The sequence below is a fragment of the Flavobacterium sp. NLM genome, assembly GCF_002210235.1.
In the GTDB taxonomy this organism is placed as follows: Bacteria; Bacteroidota; Bacteroidia; order Flavobacteriales; family Flavobacteriaceae; genus Flavobacterium; species Flavobacterium panici.
Genome location: NZ_LIAC01000005.1, coordinates 35,189 through 50,251 on the forward strand (window position 1 = coordinate 35,189; position 15,063 = coordinate 50,251).

Sequence of the window (15,063 nt, forward strand, 5' to 3'; positions counted from 1 at the left end):
AAAAATCTATTTATTCATTAATACGATAACCAACATTTCTAACGGTTTCAAACCAATCAATCGAAGTATGTTTGTCTAATTTTTTTCGAAGGTTACGAACGTGTACGTCTATAAAATTAGAATCGGAGTTTACCTCCAGAATATCGCCCCAAATATGTTCTGTCAATTGAAGTCTTGTAATTACCCTGTTTTTATTTAAAACCAAATATTGAAAAATATCAAATTCCTTTTTGGTCAAACTTAAAGGCACATCATTAAAACTGACTTTATAATCCTGAAGCTGCAGCAAAAATCCGTGAATACTTAAATTGTTTAAAGTAAAACCATGAATGCGGCGGATTACGGCAAATAATCTTGCTGCTAATTCGGTTAAAGCAAAAGGTTTCGTCAAATAATCATCGGCACCCAGATGAAGTCCGTTAATCCTGTCATCTAATTCTCCGCGCGCCGTGAGTACAATTACCGCAATTTTTGATTTTGTTTTTCGAATCGTCTGCAAAACCTCAAAACCATCTCCGTCCGGCAGACCAAGATCAAGCAGCATCGCATCATAATCATTGCTTGCAAATTCTTCAAGAGCATCGGCACAATTATTCGCTATTTTACAAATATAACCCGCATTGCACAAAAAGTCATAAACCTCTACTGCAAGTTCTTTATTATCTTCCACAATTAAAACATTCATAAAAAAGGCATTTAAACGCAACTAAAATTAATCAATTATCAAAAGTCCGGTTACGTGTTATTAAAAAATTAACGAATAAAAAAAGCTGACAAATTTCTTCATCAGCTTTCTTCAATCGCATTCATCATAATCATTATTCCTGTTTTGCCTCCGTTACAATGCTTCGAAAACAAAACGAGAGTAATTCTTATTTTTTCACAGTTGCAGCTTCGTCTTTTGGAGCTTCAGCTTTTGCCTTTTTATTTCCTTTATGATGGTGTTTTGTCGCTTTAACTTCTTTTGCAGGCGCTGCCTGAGCTGGAGTTGTTTGAGCATTTACCATTGCAGTTGTTCCTAAAACTGCTACCGCTAATAAAATTAATTTTTTCATGATTTTAAATTTTTAAATTAACCAACCTTTTTTTCTAAATTATCTTTTTGTTTATTTTTTTGCTTTTGCTGTTTCTGCTTTTGGAGCTTCACTTTTTACTGATTTTGTTTTTTTATCAGTTTTGCTTTTTGGGTGTTTTGTTGCTTTTACTTCTTTTGCAGGAACTGTTTTACCATCTTTTGCAGGAAACGCATGAACCATTGCGCTTGTTCCTAAAACTGCTGTTAATACCATCAATAAATTTCTCATGATTTCTAAGATTTAAATTAATTACCTTTTATTTTACAGATCAAAATTACCTCCATAACATGAAGACAAAATGAAGAAATCCCTGAATAAAAAAAATTAACTTGACATTAACGCTTTGCTCGTTTTTGAACCATATAAATTATTTTTTCTCACCATATAAGTTATATAAGTTCATTTAAATATTGAACCGTTACAATATTTATACAACTATAAAGACGCACTGCAGTGCGTCTCTACAGATGCGTCCCTACTAAAATGAACTTATATAACTTATATGGTGGAAAAAAAATCTTCTTAGTCTAATTTTTGAGAACCCAATTGTTTATTTTTACAGACTAATATTTTTTATATGTCAACTCAAAAACGCCTTTTTCTTCTAGATGCTTATGCATTAATTTTTCGCGGCTATTATGCCTTTATAAAAAACCCGAGAATAAACTCAAAAGGAATGGACACATCTGCAATTATGGGTTTTATGAACTCACTTTTAGATGTTATTAAAAGAGAAAAACCAGATCATCTTGCTGTTGCTTTTGACAAAGGCGGAAGTCATGTAAGAACGGAAATGTTCGTAGAATATAAAGCCAATCGTGATGAAACGCCTGAGGCGATTAAAATTGCAGTTCCCTATATTCAGGAATTATTACGCGCCATGCATATTCCGATTATTGAAATCGAAGGTTGTGAAGCCGATGATTTAATTGGAACTATTGCCAAACAAGCCGAAAAACAAAATTATAAGGTTTTTATGGTAACGCCGGATAAGGATTTTGCGCAATTGGTTTCTGAAAATATTTTCATGTACAAGCCTGCCCGTATGGGTAACGGAATCGAAATTTGGGGAATTCCAGAGGTTTTGGCAAAATTTGAAATCGAAAGACCTGAACAAGTTATAGACTTTCTAGGAATGATGGGCGACGCCGTGGATAATATTCCTGGATTGCCAGGAGTTGGTGAAGTTACCGCTAAAAAATTCTTGAAAGAATTTGGTACAATGGAAAACCTTTTAGACAATACACATTTGCTAAAAGGAAAAATGAAAGAAAATATCGAAGCGAATAAAGATAAAGGTATTTTATCTAAAAAACTGGCAACGATTATATGCGACTGCGATGTTGTTTTTAATGAAGATGACTACGAACTTTCACGCCCTGATATCGAAAAAACAGATGCTATTTTTCAGGAACTGGAATTTAGAAGAATGGCGGAACAGTTTGATAACTTATTTAAAGTTGGAGGCGGAAATGAATTAGCAAATAGTGCTCCGGCAGCCGATCCTAAATTATACAAAAAACCACAGCCAAAGAACGAAGACCAATTTGATCTTTTTGGCGGAGGCGGAATTACTCTTGATGAAAGTACAGAAGCTGCAAGAAATTCATTTTACAATACTTTAGAAAATACTGAGCACTCCTATCAAACCGTTCAGGGGGATTTAGGAATTAAATTGCTTTTACAGAATTTACAAAAGCAGACTTCGGTTTGTTTTGATACCGAAACTACAGGAATCGATGCGTTGCATGCAGAACTTGTGGGAATGTCTTTCTCTTACGAAAAAGGAAAAGCATTTTATGTTCCGTTTCCGGAAAGTCAGGAAGAAGCAAAAGCTTTAGTAGACAAATTTGTTCCGTTTTTTGAAAATGAAAACATCGAAAAAATTGGACAGAACTTAAAATACGATTTAAAAATTCTTGCTAATTACGGAGTTACGGTAAAAGGGAAACTTTTTGATACCATGATTGCGCATTATTTAATTAATCCGGATATGCGTCATAATATGGATATTTTGGCCGAAACATATTTAAAATACTCACCAAAATCAATTGAAACTCTAATTGGTAAAAAAGGAAAAAATCAGCTTTCGATGCGTGATGTTCCTTTGGAAGATATTAAAGAATATGCTGCAGAAGATGCTGATGTTACTTTACAATTAAAAGAAATCTTTACTACAGAATTAGACAAAACAGAAACTAAAAAGCTGTTTGATGAAATTGAAATTCCGTTAGTAAGCGTTTTAGCTGCAATGGAAACAGAAGGAATTCGCCTTGATGTTGATTTCTTAAAACAAATGTCTGGAGAGATGGAAATTGAAATCAAATCTTTAGAAGAACAGATATATGAAACTGCCGGCGAGAAATTTAATCTTGCCTCTCCAAAACAATTAGGAGATATTTTATTTGATAAACTTAAAATTGGCGGAGCAAAGCAAAAGAAAACCAAAACGGGTCAATATGCAACCGGAGAGGAAGTTTTGACTTATTTAGCAAACGACAATCCTATTGTAAAACAAATTTTGGACTGGCGTCAAATGGTGAAACTTCAAAGTACTTATATTTTGGCTTTGCCGGAACAAGTTGATAAAAAGACATTACGAGTTCATACCGATTATATGCAGACTGTTGCCGCAACTGGACGTTTGAGTTCTAATAATCCGAATTTACAAAACATTCCGATTCGTACGGAAAGAGGACGTCAGATTCGTAAAGCTTTCGTGGCGCGCGATGAAAACCACACTTTAATCTCTGCCGATTACTCGCAAATTGAATTACGAATTATCGCTGCTTTGAGTGGTGAAGAAAATATGATTGCAGCTTTCCAAAACGGTGAAGATATTCACAGAGCAACCGCAGCAAAAGTTTTTGATGTAGCGCTTGAAGAAGTTTCACGCGAACAAAGAAGTAATGCTAAAACGGTAAACTTCGGAATTATATATGGTGTTTCTGCTTTCGGATTAAGCAATCAGACTTCATTATCTCGCGGTGAAAGTGCTGCTTTGATTGATGCTTATTACAAAACGTATCCGAGATTAAAATCATATATGCAGGATCAGGTTGATTTTGCGCGTGAAAACGGTTATGTACAAACTATTTTAGGTCGTCGCCGTTATCTAAAAGATATAAATTCTGCGAATGCCGTTGTAAGAAGTGCTGCCGAACGAAATGCTGTAAATGCACCAATTCAGGGAAGTGCTGCCGATGTGATTAAAATTGCCATGATCAACATTCATAAAAAATTACAAGACGAAAACTGGAAATCCAGAATGTTACTACAGGTTCATGATGAGCTTGTGTTTGATGTGCACAACGACGAATTAGAAAAAATTCAGCCAATGATTAAACACGAAATGGAAAATGCTTTCAAAATGGCGGTTCCTTTAGAAGTTGAACTTGGTTTGGGTAAAGATTGGTTAGAAGCGCATTAATGCCATTTTAGATTTTTGATTGTAGATTTTAGATTTATGAATCAAGAACAATCAACACAATCTTGTCATTTCGACGAAGGAGAAATCTTCGCGAGAAGCTCGACAAAGATTGGATCCTCATTGCGGAGTTACTTGCGGAGATTTCTCCTTCGTCGAAATGACACTAAACATAAAAAAAGGACTGTTCAAATGAACAGTCCTTTTTTTATGAATTATATTTTTACAATTAAGCCTTTCTCGTAGACTCTCTTTCTTTCAATTTTGTTTTGATAATGATTGTTTCGTAATCAGAAGTTTCACCTTCTGGTTCTTCCAGTCTTTCGATTAGTTTTTTGGCAGCCACTTCACCAATTTCAATTCCGTGCTGACTAACTGTTGTTAAACTTGGAGACAAACGTCTTGAAGCCAAGATTCCATCAGCAAAACCAATTATCGAAATATCTTCAGGAACTTTGTATCCTTTTTTCAAACTTACTCTTAAAGCCGCAACTGAATCATTTTCATCTAAAGCAAAAATCGCATCAATTTTATGATCAAAAATCGAATCAATTTTAGCTTTCATATCATCTTCAGAATCCGTACGAAGAATAATTTTTTCGTTTACCGGAATATTATTGTCTTTTAAAGCTTTTAAATATCCATCGGCTCTTAATTTTCCAACACTTAAATTATCTACAGAAGAAATTAAGGCGATATTTTTACATCCTAAATTAATTAAATGCTGCGTCGAGTTTAAAGCAGAGTCAAAATCATCAACTACAACTTTATCACATTCTACTTCATCAGCAATTCTGTCAAACATTACAATTGGCGTTCCGTCATTAATAATAGCCGAAAAGTGATTGTAATCCTGAAGCTTTTGTGCTTCTTCAGAAACCGAAAGAATAAATCCGTCGATAGTTCCGTTGCTTAACATTTCAAGCGTATGAACCTCTTTCTCTAAAGATTCATTCGAAATACACGTAATTACATTATATCCCTTTTTATCGGCAACCTTTTCGATGCCGCTAAAAACCTTTGCAAAAAAGGAGTTTAATATATTAGGTATAATTACACCAATTGTTTTGGTTTTTCGATTCTTCAAGTTCAGACCAATAACATTCGGTTTATAATTTTTGAGTTTGGCATACTCTTTAATCTTCACCTTCGTCTGCTCACTTATTTCCGGGCTGTCGTTTAGTGCTTTAGACACTGTAGACACAGAAACACCTAGTTCCTTCGCAATTTGTTTTAGAGTTGCTTTAGCTTTCATCTAATAAAAGTTTATGTAATTAATACAAATATAGTAGAATTACCGAAAATAAAACAAAAAACCCCTGCCACTATTTGAAATAATAGTATCTATTCGAAATAATTCTAAAAAAGAAGAAATTTCTGAAACCGCATGTCTAAAAATTTCGTTATTAAACTTAATAGAATGTTATTAACTTAATAAAAGCCTAGATTATGAAAAACGAAGTTAAAATTCAGGAAGTCAACCCTTCCCTGGATAGCAGAAGGAGCTTTCTGAAGCTCAGTGGACTAACATTAGTTACCGCAGGTTTGGTTTTAGCTGGTTGCAGCGACAATGATAACGATGACAATATGGAGGATAATTCCTTACCTGGAGTCAAAAATGGTGTTTTTGATTTAGGTTCAGGAGACTTTGGTGTTCTAACTTATGCGTACGCCTTAGAGCAGTTAGAAGCCGATTTTTACACTAAAGTGGTAAATGCCTCCAACTTTAATACTGTATTTAATGACACAGAACGTCAGGTCCTTACAGATCTTTACCATCACGAAGTAGTTCACAGAGATTTTTTTAAAGCCGCTTTAACCGGAGCGCTTCCAGATCCTGGTTCTCAATTACTTCCTTCTTTAGCCTTTAGTTATGGTGCTTTGAATTTTAATAGCCGTACCGAAGTTTTAGCTACCGCAAAAGCACTTGAAGATACTGGTGTTGCTGCTTATAATGGAGCAGGCAGACTTATTAAAAGCCCTGATTATTTATTATTAGCCGGAAAAATTGTTTCTGTAGAAGCAAGACACGCTTCTGCTATTAGAAGCTTGATCAACCCGAATTCAAAAGATTTTGCCGGAGATGATATTATAAGCACTTCAACCGGATTAGACGTTGCAAAAGATCCGTCAAAAATCCTACCAGTTGCTGCCGGATTTATTACCACAAAATTCACGGCCAATTATTTACCTTAATCTTAACTAGCTAAAAATTAGAAATTATGAATATTTTAAAATTTATAGAAACCTTTACTGATGACAGCTTAATGAAAAGCACTGGTTCGAGAAGAGACAGTTTTACGCAGTTTGGGAATATCGGAAAAAACCTGGCAATGGCATCAATTCCTTTTGGATTGGCTGCTTTTACTAATAAAGCTTTTGCAAAAGACATAACGGCAACACCAGCGACACCAATTGGAGCTTTGCAGTTTGCATTGACTCTGGAATATCTGGAAAACGAATTTTACGCCATGGCATTAGATTCTGGAGTAATCCCAGCTTCTGAAAATGGCGGACGCGATTTAAAAGTTTTTCAGCAAATCGCGGCACACGAAGCAGATCACGTTTCGTTTTTAATTGCGGGGCTTGGCGGAACAATGAGCGCTAACTTCGTTCCAAAACCAACTTTTGACTTTACTGTAGGCGGAGCATTTGATCCTTTTAATGACTATCCTACCTTTCTGGCATTGGCACAAGCTTTTGAAGATACAGGCGTAAGAGCATATAAAGGTCAGGCCGCTAACTTAATATCTACACCTGATTTACTGACAGCAGCATTACAAATTCACTCAGTTGAGGCCAGACACGCTTCTGAAGTTAGAAGACTGCGAGGTTTAAAAGGCTGGATCTCTAATGCTGAAAGAGGTGCCGGAATGCCGGCAGCAACGCAGGCTGTTTATGATGGCGAAGGAGTAACCATGCAGGCAGGCTTCAATACAGCCTCAGCATTTGGTGCTGCCGCAGGATCAGAAGCTTATGATGAACCGTTAACGACACAACAAGTGGTCGATATAGCCAATATATTTATTGTTTAGTTAAAAATTAAGGTTAATTTTGAACCGCCCTCGCTGTTATTGTGAGGGCGGTTTTTTTATGGTTTTAAAAATAAAAACTGAAAGCCTGATTTTCAGGATATAAAATATTCTTTTCAGGTATTTGGTTTTAAAATAATTAATTGTACTTTTGCATCCCCTTTATTGGGGATGGAATGTTTAATTAAAATAATATTATGGACGCATTAAGCTACAAGACAATTTCAGCTAGCAAAGCCACTGTAACTAAAGAGTGGATTGTTGTTGATGCAGAAGGTCACAACTTAGGTCGTCTTGCTTCAAAGGTTGCGATGATCTTAAGAGGTAAGTACAAGCCAAGTTACACACCGCACGTTGACTGTGGAGATAACGTAATTGTTATCAACTCAGAAAAAATTAACCTTACAGGTACAAAAATGAATGACAAAATTTACATGCGTCATACAGGTTACCCAGGAGGACAAAGAACTTTAACTGCTAAAGTATTGCAATCTAAAAACCCTGCATTATTAGTAGAAAAAGCTGTAAAAGGAATGTTACCTAAAAACAAATTAGGAGCTGAACTTTTTAGAAATCTAAATGTTGTTGTAGGTGCTGAGCATACTCACGGAGCTCAAAAACCTAGAACTGTTAACCTAAACGATCTTAAGTAATGGGAGTTATTCACAAAATCGGTAGAAGAAAAACCGCTGTTGCACGTGTATATGTTTCTGAAGGAACAGGTAAAATCACTGTAAACAAAAAAGAATTCGCAACTTACTTTCCAACTGCAACTTTACAATACAAAGTATTACAACCATTATCTATGACAGAAAATGCTAGTAACTTTGATGTAAAAGTAAACGTTTACGGAGGTGGTTCAACTGGTCAGGCAGAAGCTGTAAGAATGGCATTAGCACGTGTAATGTGTGAAGTGAACATCGAAAACAGAGCTATCCTTAAACCAGAAGGTTTATTAACAAGAGACCCTAGAATGGTTGAACGTAAGAAATTCGGTCAGAAGAAAGCTCGTAAGAGATTCCAATTCTCTAAACGTTAATATTACCTGTCTTGTTCAGATGGGACAAGACATTATCAATTATTTATTGAAATTAAAAAACACAGTTATTGTTGCTCTCCTATCGAGGTAGGATATAGTTTAGCATCTAAATGTATAAAGCCAGAGAAATCGCCATTTATACATTGCTAATCAACAGAACGTAAACTAGTACAAAAATGGCAAACAAAATAGAAGTAAAAGAATTACTAGAAGCAGGTGTTCACTTCGGACACATGACTAGAAAATGGGATCCAAACATGGCTCCTTACATTTATATGGAGCGTAATGGTATTCACATTATCAATCTATATAAAACTGCAGCTAAAATTGAAGAAGCTAACGAAGCTTTGAAAAAAATCGCTGCATCAGGTAGAAAAATCTTATTCGTAGCTACCAAAAAACAAGCTAAAGACATCGTTGCTGATAAAGCAAAGGCTGCAAACATGCCTTATATCACTGAAAGATGGCCAGGTGGAATGCTAACTAACTTCGTAACTATCAGAAAGGCAGTTAAAAAAATGTCTTCTATTGATAAAATGAAGAAAGATGGTACTTTCATGACGTTATCTAAAAAAGAGCGTTTGCAAGTTGATCGTCTACGTGCTAAATTAGAGAAAAACTTAGGTTCAATCGCTGATATGTCTAGACTACCTGCAGCATTGTTCGTAGTAGATATCAAAGCTGAACACATCGCAATAAAAGAAGCACAAAAATTAAACATTCCAGTTTTCGCAATGGTTGATACGAATTCTGACCCAAGAGAGGTTGATTACGTTATTCCAGCAAATGATGATGCTTCTAAATCAATTGACAAAATTTTATCTTTAGTGACTACTGCAGTTATCGAAGGTCTTTCTGACAGAGGTTCTGAAAAAGAAGTTGAAGTAGCTGAAGAAGCTGCTGCTCCTGCTGCTGAGGCTGAGGCTGCTCCTGCAACTGAAGAATAAATCAAATTTTAAATTCCAAATTTTAAATTCTAAAATCCAAACCACAAATTAAAAACGTTATGTTGATAATTTAATAAAATTGGAGTTTAGAATTTAAAAGATGGAATTTTTACTTTTAACATTAAAATTCAAAATATTATGGCAACAATTACTGCTGCAGACGTAAATAAATTAAGACAATCTACAGGTGCCGGAATGATGGACTGTAAAAAAGCTTTAGTTGAAGCTGATGGAGATTTCGATAAAGCTATACAAGTCCTTAGAGAAAAAGGACAAAAAGTTGCTGCTAACCGTTCTGACCGTGAGTCTTCTGAAGGAGCTGCTGTTTCTTTTGTTAATGCTGACAACACTAAAGGAGCGATCATCACTTTAAACTGCGAAACTGATTTCGTAGGTAAAAATGAGGCTTTCGTAACTTTAGCTAAAGATTTAGTAGAAAGAGCTATTAACTTCTCTTCTAAAGAAGATTTCTTAGCTTCAGATTTCAACGGAATTACAGTTGCTGAAAAATTAATCGAACAAACTGGTGTTATCGGTGAAAAAATCGAAATCGGTGGTTTTGAAATTTTAGAAGGTGCTTTCGTTGGATCTTATGTTCACGTTAACAAAATTGCTGCATTAACTGCAATTTCTGCTGCAATTCCTAACGCTGACGTTTTAACTAAAGATGTTTCTATGCAAGTTGCTTCTATGGGAGCTGATACATTATCTTACAAAGATTTTGATCCTGCTTTCGTTGAATCTGAACTTGCTGCTCGTATTGCTGTAATCGAAAAAGATAATGAAGAAGCAAAACGTTTAGGAAAAACTTTAAAAAATGTTCCTAAATACATTTCTTACTCTCAATTAACTCCAGAAGTTTTAAAACAAGCTGAAGAAGATGCTAAAGCTGAATTAAAAGCTGAAGGTAAACCAGAGCAAATTTGGGACAAAATTATTCCAGGAAAAGTACAGCGTTTTATCTCTGACAACACTACTTTAGATCAAGAAAAAGCTTTGTTAGATCAAAACTTTATCAAAGACGATAGTAAAAAAGTTGGTGATTACGTTAAAGGATACAACGTTGAAATCACAGGTTTCAAAAGAGTTACTTTAGGTTAATATATTATTATTTCAATATAAAAAGCCCGAATATTAATTTATTCGGGCTTTTTTATTTTTAGTTTTTAAATCTCAACTGGGAAATTTCTCGCACGCATTAAAGCGTCAGATTTTGGGGCATGTCCTCTAAAATCCTCATACATACTTTCATTGTCTACACTATTTCCAACACTTAAAACAATCTCATAAAGACGTTCCGCCACTTTTTTATCATAAGGGCCATCACCTTCCAAAAAGGCTTCATAAGCGTCTGCATTTATTACGTCGGCCCATAAATAACTGTAATATCCCGCTGCATATCCGTCACTTGAAAAAATATGAGCAAATTGCGAAATTCTATGTCGCATTACAATTTCTGACGGCATATTGATTTCAGCCAAAACCTCTTTTTCAAATTGATGTGGGTCAACAGTTTCAGTTGTTAAGTGCAGTTTCATATCTACAAAAGAACTCGAAATGGTTTCGACAGTTGCAAAACCTTCATTAAAATTCGCTGCTTTTTCTATTCTTTCTACCAAAGATTCAGACAATGGCAGGTTTGTTTTATAATGAAGCGCAAACTTGTTCAGTACCTCTGGAGTTGCCAGCCAATGTTCCAGTAATTGCGAAGGAAACTCAACATAATCTCTCGCAACCGAAGTTCCTGACAGACTCGGATAAGTAACATTTGAACATAAACCGTGCAAAGCGTGCCCAAATTCATGAAATAAAGTTGTAGCATCGTCCCAGGAAATCAATACTGGATCATCACTATTTCCTTTTATAAAATTACAGTTATTCGATACTATTGGCAGTACTTTTTGTTTTATTTTTTGCTGATCTCTATGCGAGTTCATCCACGCTCCAGAACGCTTGCCAACACGCGCATAAGGATCAAAGTACCACAGCCCGATTAATTTACCCGTATTCTTATTATTCACTTCCCAAACGCGAACATCAGGATGATAAACCGGAACATCAAATAATTGTTTAAATCCTAAATTAAATAATTCACCCGCAACCCAAAACATGGCTTCACGTAAATTTTCCAACTGAAGATATTGTTTTATCTCATTTTGGTCTAAATCATATTTTGCTTTGCGCACTTTTTCTGCATAATAACGATAATCCCAAGGTTGAATTTTAAAATTTCCGCCTTCGTTATTTACCATTTCCTGCATTGCAGCAACATCATTTTTTACTTTTTCAACAGCTGGCTTCCATACCGATTCCATTAAATCTAAAGTCTTCTGTGGGTCTTTAGCCATTTTATTAGACAAACTCCACTCAGCAAAATTCTTAAAGCCTAATATTTTGGCTTTCTTCGCACGTAATTGTAAAATTGAAACCAGCGTTTCATTAGTATCATTTTGATTCTTGTTATCACCACGTTTTACAAAAATATCAAATGCTTTTTCTCGTAAATCTCTTCGATTTGAAAAAGTCAAAAACGGTTCTATCGAAGATCTTGTGTTGCCAATACTAGCTAAACTATTCAGCTTTCTTTCTTTCGCTTCAGCAATGGCTGCGTTTTTAAATTCCTCAGGCAAACCATCCAAATCATTTTCAGATTTTAATTCTAAAAACTGATCATTTTCTTCTGCCAATAATTTTTGGCTGAAAAGAGTAAAAAGTCTGGCAAGTTCCTGATTAATTCTGGCTACTTCCTTTTTATCTTCTTCATTTAACTCCGCTCCTTCTCGAACAAAATCAGTATAATAAAGCCAAAGCAAACGCTGTTGTTCAGGATTTAACTTTTTACTTTCGGCAGCTTTATACAGTTTTTCAATTCTGAGGAACAATTTATCGTTTTGATATAGTTTATCACTAATCTCTGCCAGTTTTGGAGACATTTCTGTATCAACCACATTAAATTCAGGACTGCTTAAATTTGATCTGTAAATTCCGTAAACAGCATGAATTCTGTCCAGTTTTTCGCCAGAAAGCTCTAAAGCAACAATTGTATTATCAAAAGTAGGTTCTTCAACATTGTTTGCAATTGCATCAATCTCCTCTAATTTTTCCTGAATAGCAAACTCAATTGCGGGTTTAAAATCAGAGATTTTATATTTTGTAAAATCCGGAACTCCGCCATAAGGACCAGACCATTCCTGAAGTAAAGGATTATTTAAATCTATTTGTGTTTTCATAATAAAATGCATTAATAATTTTCTGCTTAAATAATTTCCTAAAAGAAAATATCGCAGCATCTCAAAATTAACCAATCAAAAGCAAACTTCAAACGAACTCATTAATCCATTTCGAACATTTGAAGAAATAGTTTAAATTTGAATCATCATAACCAAAATAACATGTTTAAAACCCGAAAAGAAATTGTCTTTGTAGTTCTATCAGGAATATTTATCACGAATGCCGTTGTGGCTGAACTTATTGGAGGAAAATTAATTCAGATTGGTCCTTTTGTAATGAGTATAGGGATTTTACCCTGGCCGATTGTTTTTCTAACTACTGATTTGATTAATGAATACTTTGGCGAAAAAGGAGTAAAAAAACTCTCTTTTATAACTGCTTGTTTAATTGCTTATGCATTTTTAATCTTATTTATGGCGATTGTAATTCCGGCAGCAAAAGGAATCAGTCCGGTTAATGATGAGCAGTTTCATGCCGTTTTTGGACAGAGTATGTGGATTATTTTCGGAAGTATAGTTGCTTTTATGGTATCACAGTTAATCGACGTTTGGATTTTTTGGTTTTTCAAAAAAAGAACCGGAGAAAAGAAAATATGGTTAAGAGCAACTGGTTCTACGGTAATTTCTCAATTATTTGACTCTTTTATTGTACTGGGAATTGCTTTCTGGCTTCCCGGAAAAATCGATTTTAAAACTTTTATCACCTCTGGACTAACAGGTTACATTTTCAAACTTTCGGTTGCGGTTGTATTAACTCCTTTAATTTACCTTGGACATCATTTGATAAAAAAATATTTGGAAGAAGATCTTACTATCAAAGATTAAAGCTATCTTGTAGTTATGAAAAAGACAATTGCCACGCTATTTCTTTCAATTACCTGTTTTTTGATGGGCTGTGGCAACGATGAAAAAAAGCAGCAGAAACGAAAAACAATTTATCCTGTCGATAAATTAAATCCCGCTTCTGCGAAAACATTAAAAAAAACACCATTAAAAACTATCGGGATATCTAAAGATCTTGCTCATAATTCTGCAACTGACAAACGAAATCATTTTTCATCAAAAAAGGAAAGCCAAAGCAGACCACAAATTCAAAATCAACAAGTTGAGCCAGAAAACACTAACTTAAACTGGAATGAAGAAGAAAACAAATCTTTGGTAACATTTGGCAATCTAAAAAGAATACTTTCTCTCAGTAAAATTGGACAGACTTTAAATCAGAAACAATTAACTGAAAATTTTGAAATCCCTAAAGAAGCCGTAAAACTTGTAAAAAGTATTACAAAAACTTCTGAAGATGAAATAGCCATAAAATGGCGGTCGACCTGGTTTATTGAAAAAGTTTCAGATGCTAAATTCAAAGATGGTCTTATGAAAATTACTTTTAAAGCTAATAAATTATATACATCAGGAACAGCAATTGGCATTAAGTACGACAAAAAAATCCATAACGAATTGATTATAATTGGTCGTTCTGCTTATATTCCAGGAGTAAAAGGATATAGCTGGCAAATAGGAAAATAATGAAAAACGAAGATCAAGTAAGATGCGGCTGGTGCTCAGCCAGTGATTTATACAAAAAATATCATGATGAAGAATGGGGCGTTCCCGTTTATGATGATGCATCTTTATTTGAGTTTTTAATTTTAGAAACTTTTCAGGCTGGATTAAGCTGGATTACCATTTTAAATAAAAGAGAGAATTTCAGAAATGCCTTCGATCATTTCGATTATAAAAAAATTGCCAATTATTCTGAAGATAAAATCGAAGAATTAATGCAAAACACAGGCATTATTCGAAACGGTTTAAAAATAAAAGCTGCCGTTACAAACGCTCAGGCTTTTATGAAAGTTCAGGAAGAATTTGGAAGTTTTTCAGAGTATATATGGAAATTCACCGATGGAAAACCTATCGACAATAATCCCAAAACTTTAAAAGACGTTCCGGCAACTACTCCTCTTTCAGATGCAATCAGCAAAGATTTAAAAAAACGCGGATTCAAATTCGTAGGCTCAACCGTTATTTACGCTCACATGCAGGCAACCGGAATGGTCAATGATCATATCGAAGACTGCTGGACGAGAACAAAATAGTTTACAGTCACAGTCGCAGTTTTCAGTGACAGTTTTCAGTTTTTTTGAACCTGAAACTTGAAACCTGAAACTTTTAAACAAAAAACATTATATTTGCTTCACACTTTAGGGGTGTCTACAACTTGTAGGCTGAGATTTTACCCTCTGAACCTGATCTAGTTCATACTAGCGTAGGGAAAAGTAAGATGACTTCTGCGCGCATTTTTATGCGTTCTTGTA

15 protein-coding genes and 1 riboswitch are annotated in these 15,063 nt (G+C 34.8%); of the genes, 10 read left to right on the plus strand and 5 right to left on the minus strand.

The features are described 5' to 3' along the window. Positions 1-10: 10 nt before the first annotated feature. The 3 genes from APR43_RS07240 to APR43_RS07250 all read right to left on the minus strand — a co-directional run bounded on the left by APR43_RS07240 (position 11) and on the right by APR43_RS07250 (position 1,304). Positions 11-685: a response regulator transcription factor gene (locus APR43_RS07240; RefSeq protein WP_053474400.1), complete on the minus strand. Its 675-nt coding sequence runs from the start codon at positions 683-685 to the stop codon at positions 11-13. 187 nt (positions 686-872) lie between these two features. Then, a complete protein-coding gene (locus APR43_RS07245; RefSeq protein ID WP_053474401.1) occupies positions 873-1,055 on the minus strand; it encodes a hypothetical protein in 183 nt (60 codons plus the stop codon). Between the two features lie 51 nt (positions 1,056-1,106). After that, the gene (locus APR43_RS07250; RefSeq protein ID WP_053474402.1) at positions 1,107-1,304 is read right to left on the minus strand and encodes a hypothetical protein; all 198 of its coding nucleotides are present in this window, start codon (positions 1,302-1,304) and stop codon (positions 1,107-1,109) included. Between the two features lie 349 nt (positions 1,305-1,653). Here APR43_RS07250 and polA point away from each other — a divergent pair, with 349 nt between their 5' ends. Next, a complete protein-coding gene (gene polA / locus APR43_RS07255; protein ID WP_053474403.1) occupies positions 1,654-4,506 on the plus strand; it encodes a DNA polymerase I in 2,853 nt (950 codons plus the stop codon). 226 nt (positions 4,507-4,732) lie between these two features. Here polA and APR43_RS07260 read toward each other — a convergent pair whose 3' ends face one another. Then, positions 4,733-5,758, minus strand: a complete 1,026-nt coding sequence (locus tag APR43_RS07260; RefSeq protein WP_053472630.1) for a LacI family DNA-binding transcriptional regulator — start codon at positions 5,756-5,758, stop codon at positions 4,733-4,735. A 194-nt stretch (positions 5,759-5,952) separates the two neighbouring features. Here APR43_RS07260 and APR43_RS07265 point away from each other — a divergent pair, with 194 nt between their 5' ends. The 6 genes from APR43_RS07265 (at position 5,953) to tsf (ending at position 10,622) form a co-directional block, all read left to right on the plus strand. After that, a complete protein-coding gene (locus APR43_RS07265; RefSeq protein WP_053472629.1) occupies positions 5,953-6,699 on the plus strand; it encodes a ferritin-like domain-containing protein in 747 nt (248 codons plus the stop codon). Between the two features lie 26 nt (positions 6,700-6,725). Further along, on the plus strand, positions 6,726-7,538 hold the full coding sequence (locus APR43_RS07270; RefSeq protein ID WP_053472628.1) for a ferritin-like domain-containing protein: 813 nt from the start codon (positions 6,726-6,728) through the stop codon (positions 7,536-7,538). A gap of 194 nt (positions 7,539-7,732) precedes the next feature. Next, positions 7,733-8,188 (plus strand): 50S ribosomal protein L13, encoded by a 456-nt coding sequence (gene rplM, locus APR43_RS07275; protein ID WP_026983738.1) that lies wholly within the window; start codon positions 7,733-7,735, stop codon positions 8,186-8,188. Further along, positions 8,188-8,574 carry a 30S ribosomal protein S9 gene (gene rpsI, locus APR43_RS07280; protein ID WP_017497947.1) on the plus strand — a complete coding sequence of 129 codons (387 nt, stop codon included), beginning with the start codon at positions 8,188-8,190 and terminating at the stop codon, positions 8,572-8,574. The genes rplM and rpsI overlap by 1 nt, the downstream gene beginning before the upstream one ends. A gap of 176 nt (positions 8,575-8,750) precedes the next feature. Continuing rightward, positions 8,751-9,521, plus strand: a complete 771-nt coding sequence (gene rpsB, locus APR43_RS07285; RefSeq protein ID WP_053472627.1) for a 30S ribosomal protein S2 — start codon at positions 8,751-8,753, stop codon at positions 9,519-9,521. A 138-nt stretch (positions 9,522-9,659) separates the two neighbouring features. Continuing rightward, entirely contained in the window at positions 9,660-10,622 is a 963-nt protein-coding gene (tsf, locus tag APR43_RS07290) for a translation elongation factor Ts (RefSeq protein WP_053472626.1), read from the plus strand. A gap of 65 nt (positions 10,623-10,687) precedes the next feature. Here tsf and APR43_RS07295 read toward each other — a convergent pair whose 3' ends face one another. Continuing rightward, positions 10,688-12,751, minus strand: coding sequence for a M3 family metallopeptidase (locus APR43_RS07295; RefSeq protein WP_053472637.1), 2,064 nt, complete (start codon positions 12,749-12,751; stop codon positions 10,688-10,690). 162 nt (positions 12,752-12,913) lie between these two features. Here APR43_RS07295 and APR43_RS07300 point away from each other — a divergent pair, with 162 nt between their 5' ends. Genes APR43_RS07300 through APR43_RS07310 form a run of 3 tightly spaced genes read left to right on the plus strand, consistent with a single transcriptional unit; the run spans position 12,914 to position 14,844 of the window. Further along, the gene (locus APR43_RS07300; RefSeq protein ID WP_053472625.1) at positions 12,914-13,576 is read left to right on the plus strand and encodes a queuosine precursor transporter; all 663 of its coding nucleotides are present in this window, start codon (positions 12,914-12,916) and stop codon (positions 13,574-13,576) included. A gap of 15 nt (positions 13,577-13,591) precedes the next feature. Next, positions 13,592-14,275 (plus strand): hypothetical protein, encoded by a 684-nt coding sequence (locus APR43_RS07305; protein WP_053472624.1) that lies wholly within the window; start codon positions 13,592-13,594, stop codon positions 14,273-14,275. Continuing rightward, the gene (locus tag APR43_RS07310; protein ID WP_053472623.1) at positions 14,275-14,844 is read left to right on the plus strand and encodes a DNA-3-methyladenine glycosylase I; all 570 of its coding nucleotides are present in this window, start codon (positions 14,275-14,277) and stop codon (positions 14,842-14,844) included. The genes APR43_RS07305 and APR43_RS07310 overlap by 1 nt, the downstream gene beginning before the upstream one ends. A 97-nt stretch (positions 14,845-14,941) precedes the next feature. Then, positions 14,942-15,038: riboswitch (TPP riboswitch) on the plus strand. The last annotated feature ends 25 nt before the right edge of the window (positions 15,039-15,063 follow it).

Coding starts and splice junctions, on each gene's coding strand:
- APR43_RS07240 (WP_053474400.1), bottom strand. CDS start 685: ATGAATGTTTTAATTGTGGAAGATAATAAAGAACTTGCAGTAGAGGTT.
- APR43_RS07245 (WP_053474401.1), bottom strand. CDS start 1,055: ATGAAAAAATTAATTTTATTAGCGGTAGCAGTTTTAGGAACAACTGCA.
- APR43_RS07250 (WP_053474402.1), bottom strand. CDS start 1,304: ATGAGAAATTTATTGATGGTATTAACAGCAGTTTTAGGAACAAGCGCA.
- polA (WP_053474403.1), top strand. CDS start 1,654: ATGTCAACTCAAAAACGCCTTTTTCTTCTAGATGCTTATGCATTAATT.
- APR43_RS07260 (WP_053472630.1), bottom strand. CDS start 5,758: ATGAAAGCTAAAGCAACTCTAAAACAAATTGCGAAGGAACTAGGTGTT.
- APR43_RS07265 (WP_053472629.1), top strand. CDS start 5,953: ATGAAAAACGAAGTTAAAATTCAGGAAGTCAACCCTTCCCTGGATAGC.
- APR43_RS07270 (WP_053472628.1), top strand. CDS start 6,726: ATGAATATTTTAAAATTTATAGAAACCTTTACTGATGACAGCTTAATG.
- rplM (WP_026983738.1), top strand. CDS start 7,733: ATGGACGCATTAAGCTACAAGACAATTTCAGCTAGCAAAGCCACTGTA.
- rpsI (WP_017497947.1), top strand. CDS start 8,188: ATGGGAGTTATTCACAAAATCGGTAGAAGAAAAACCGCTGTTGCACGT.
- rpsB (WP_053472627.1), top strand. CDS start 8,751: ATGGCAAACAAAATAGAAGTAAAAGAATTACTAGAAGCAGGTGTTCAC.
- tsf (WP_053472626.1), top strand. CDS start 9,660: ATGGCAACAATTACTGCTGCAGACGTAAATAAATTAAGACAATCTACA.
- APR43_RS07295 (WP_053472637.1), bottom strand. CDS start 12,751: ATGAAAACACAAATAGATTTAAATAATCCTTTACTTCAGGAATGGTCT.
- APR43_RS07300 (WP_053472625.1), top strand. CDS start 12,914: ATGTTTAAAACCCGAAAAGAAATTGTCTTTGTAGTTCTATCAGGAATA.
- APR43_RS07305 (WP_053472624.1), top strand. CDS start 13,592: ATGAAAAAGACAATTGCCACGCTATTTCTTTCAATTACCTGTTTTTTG.
- APR43_RS07310 (WP_053472623.1), top strand. CDS start 14,275: ATGAAAAACGAAGATCAAGTAAGATGCGGCTGGTGCTCAGCCAGTGAT.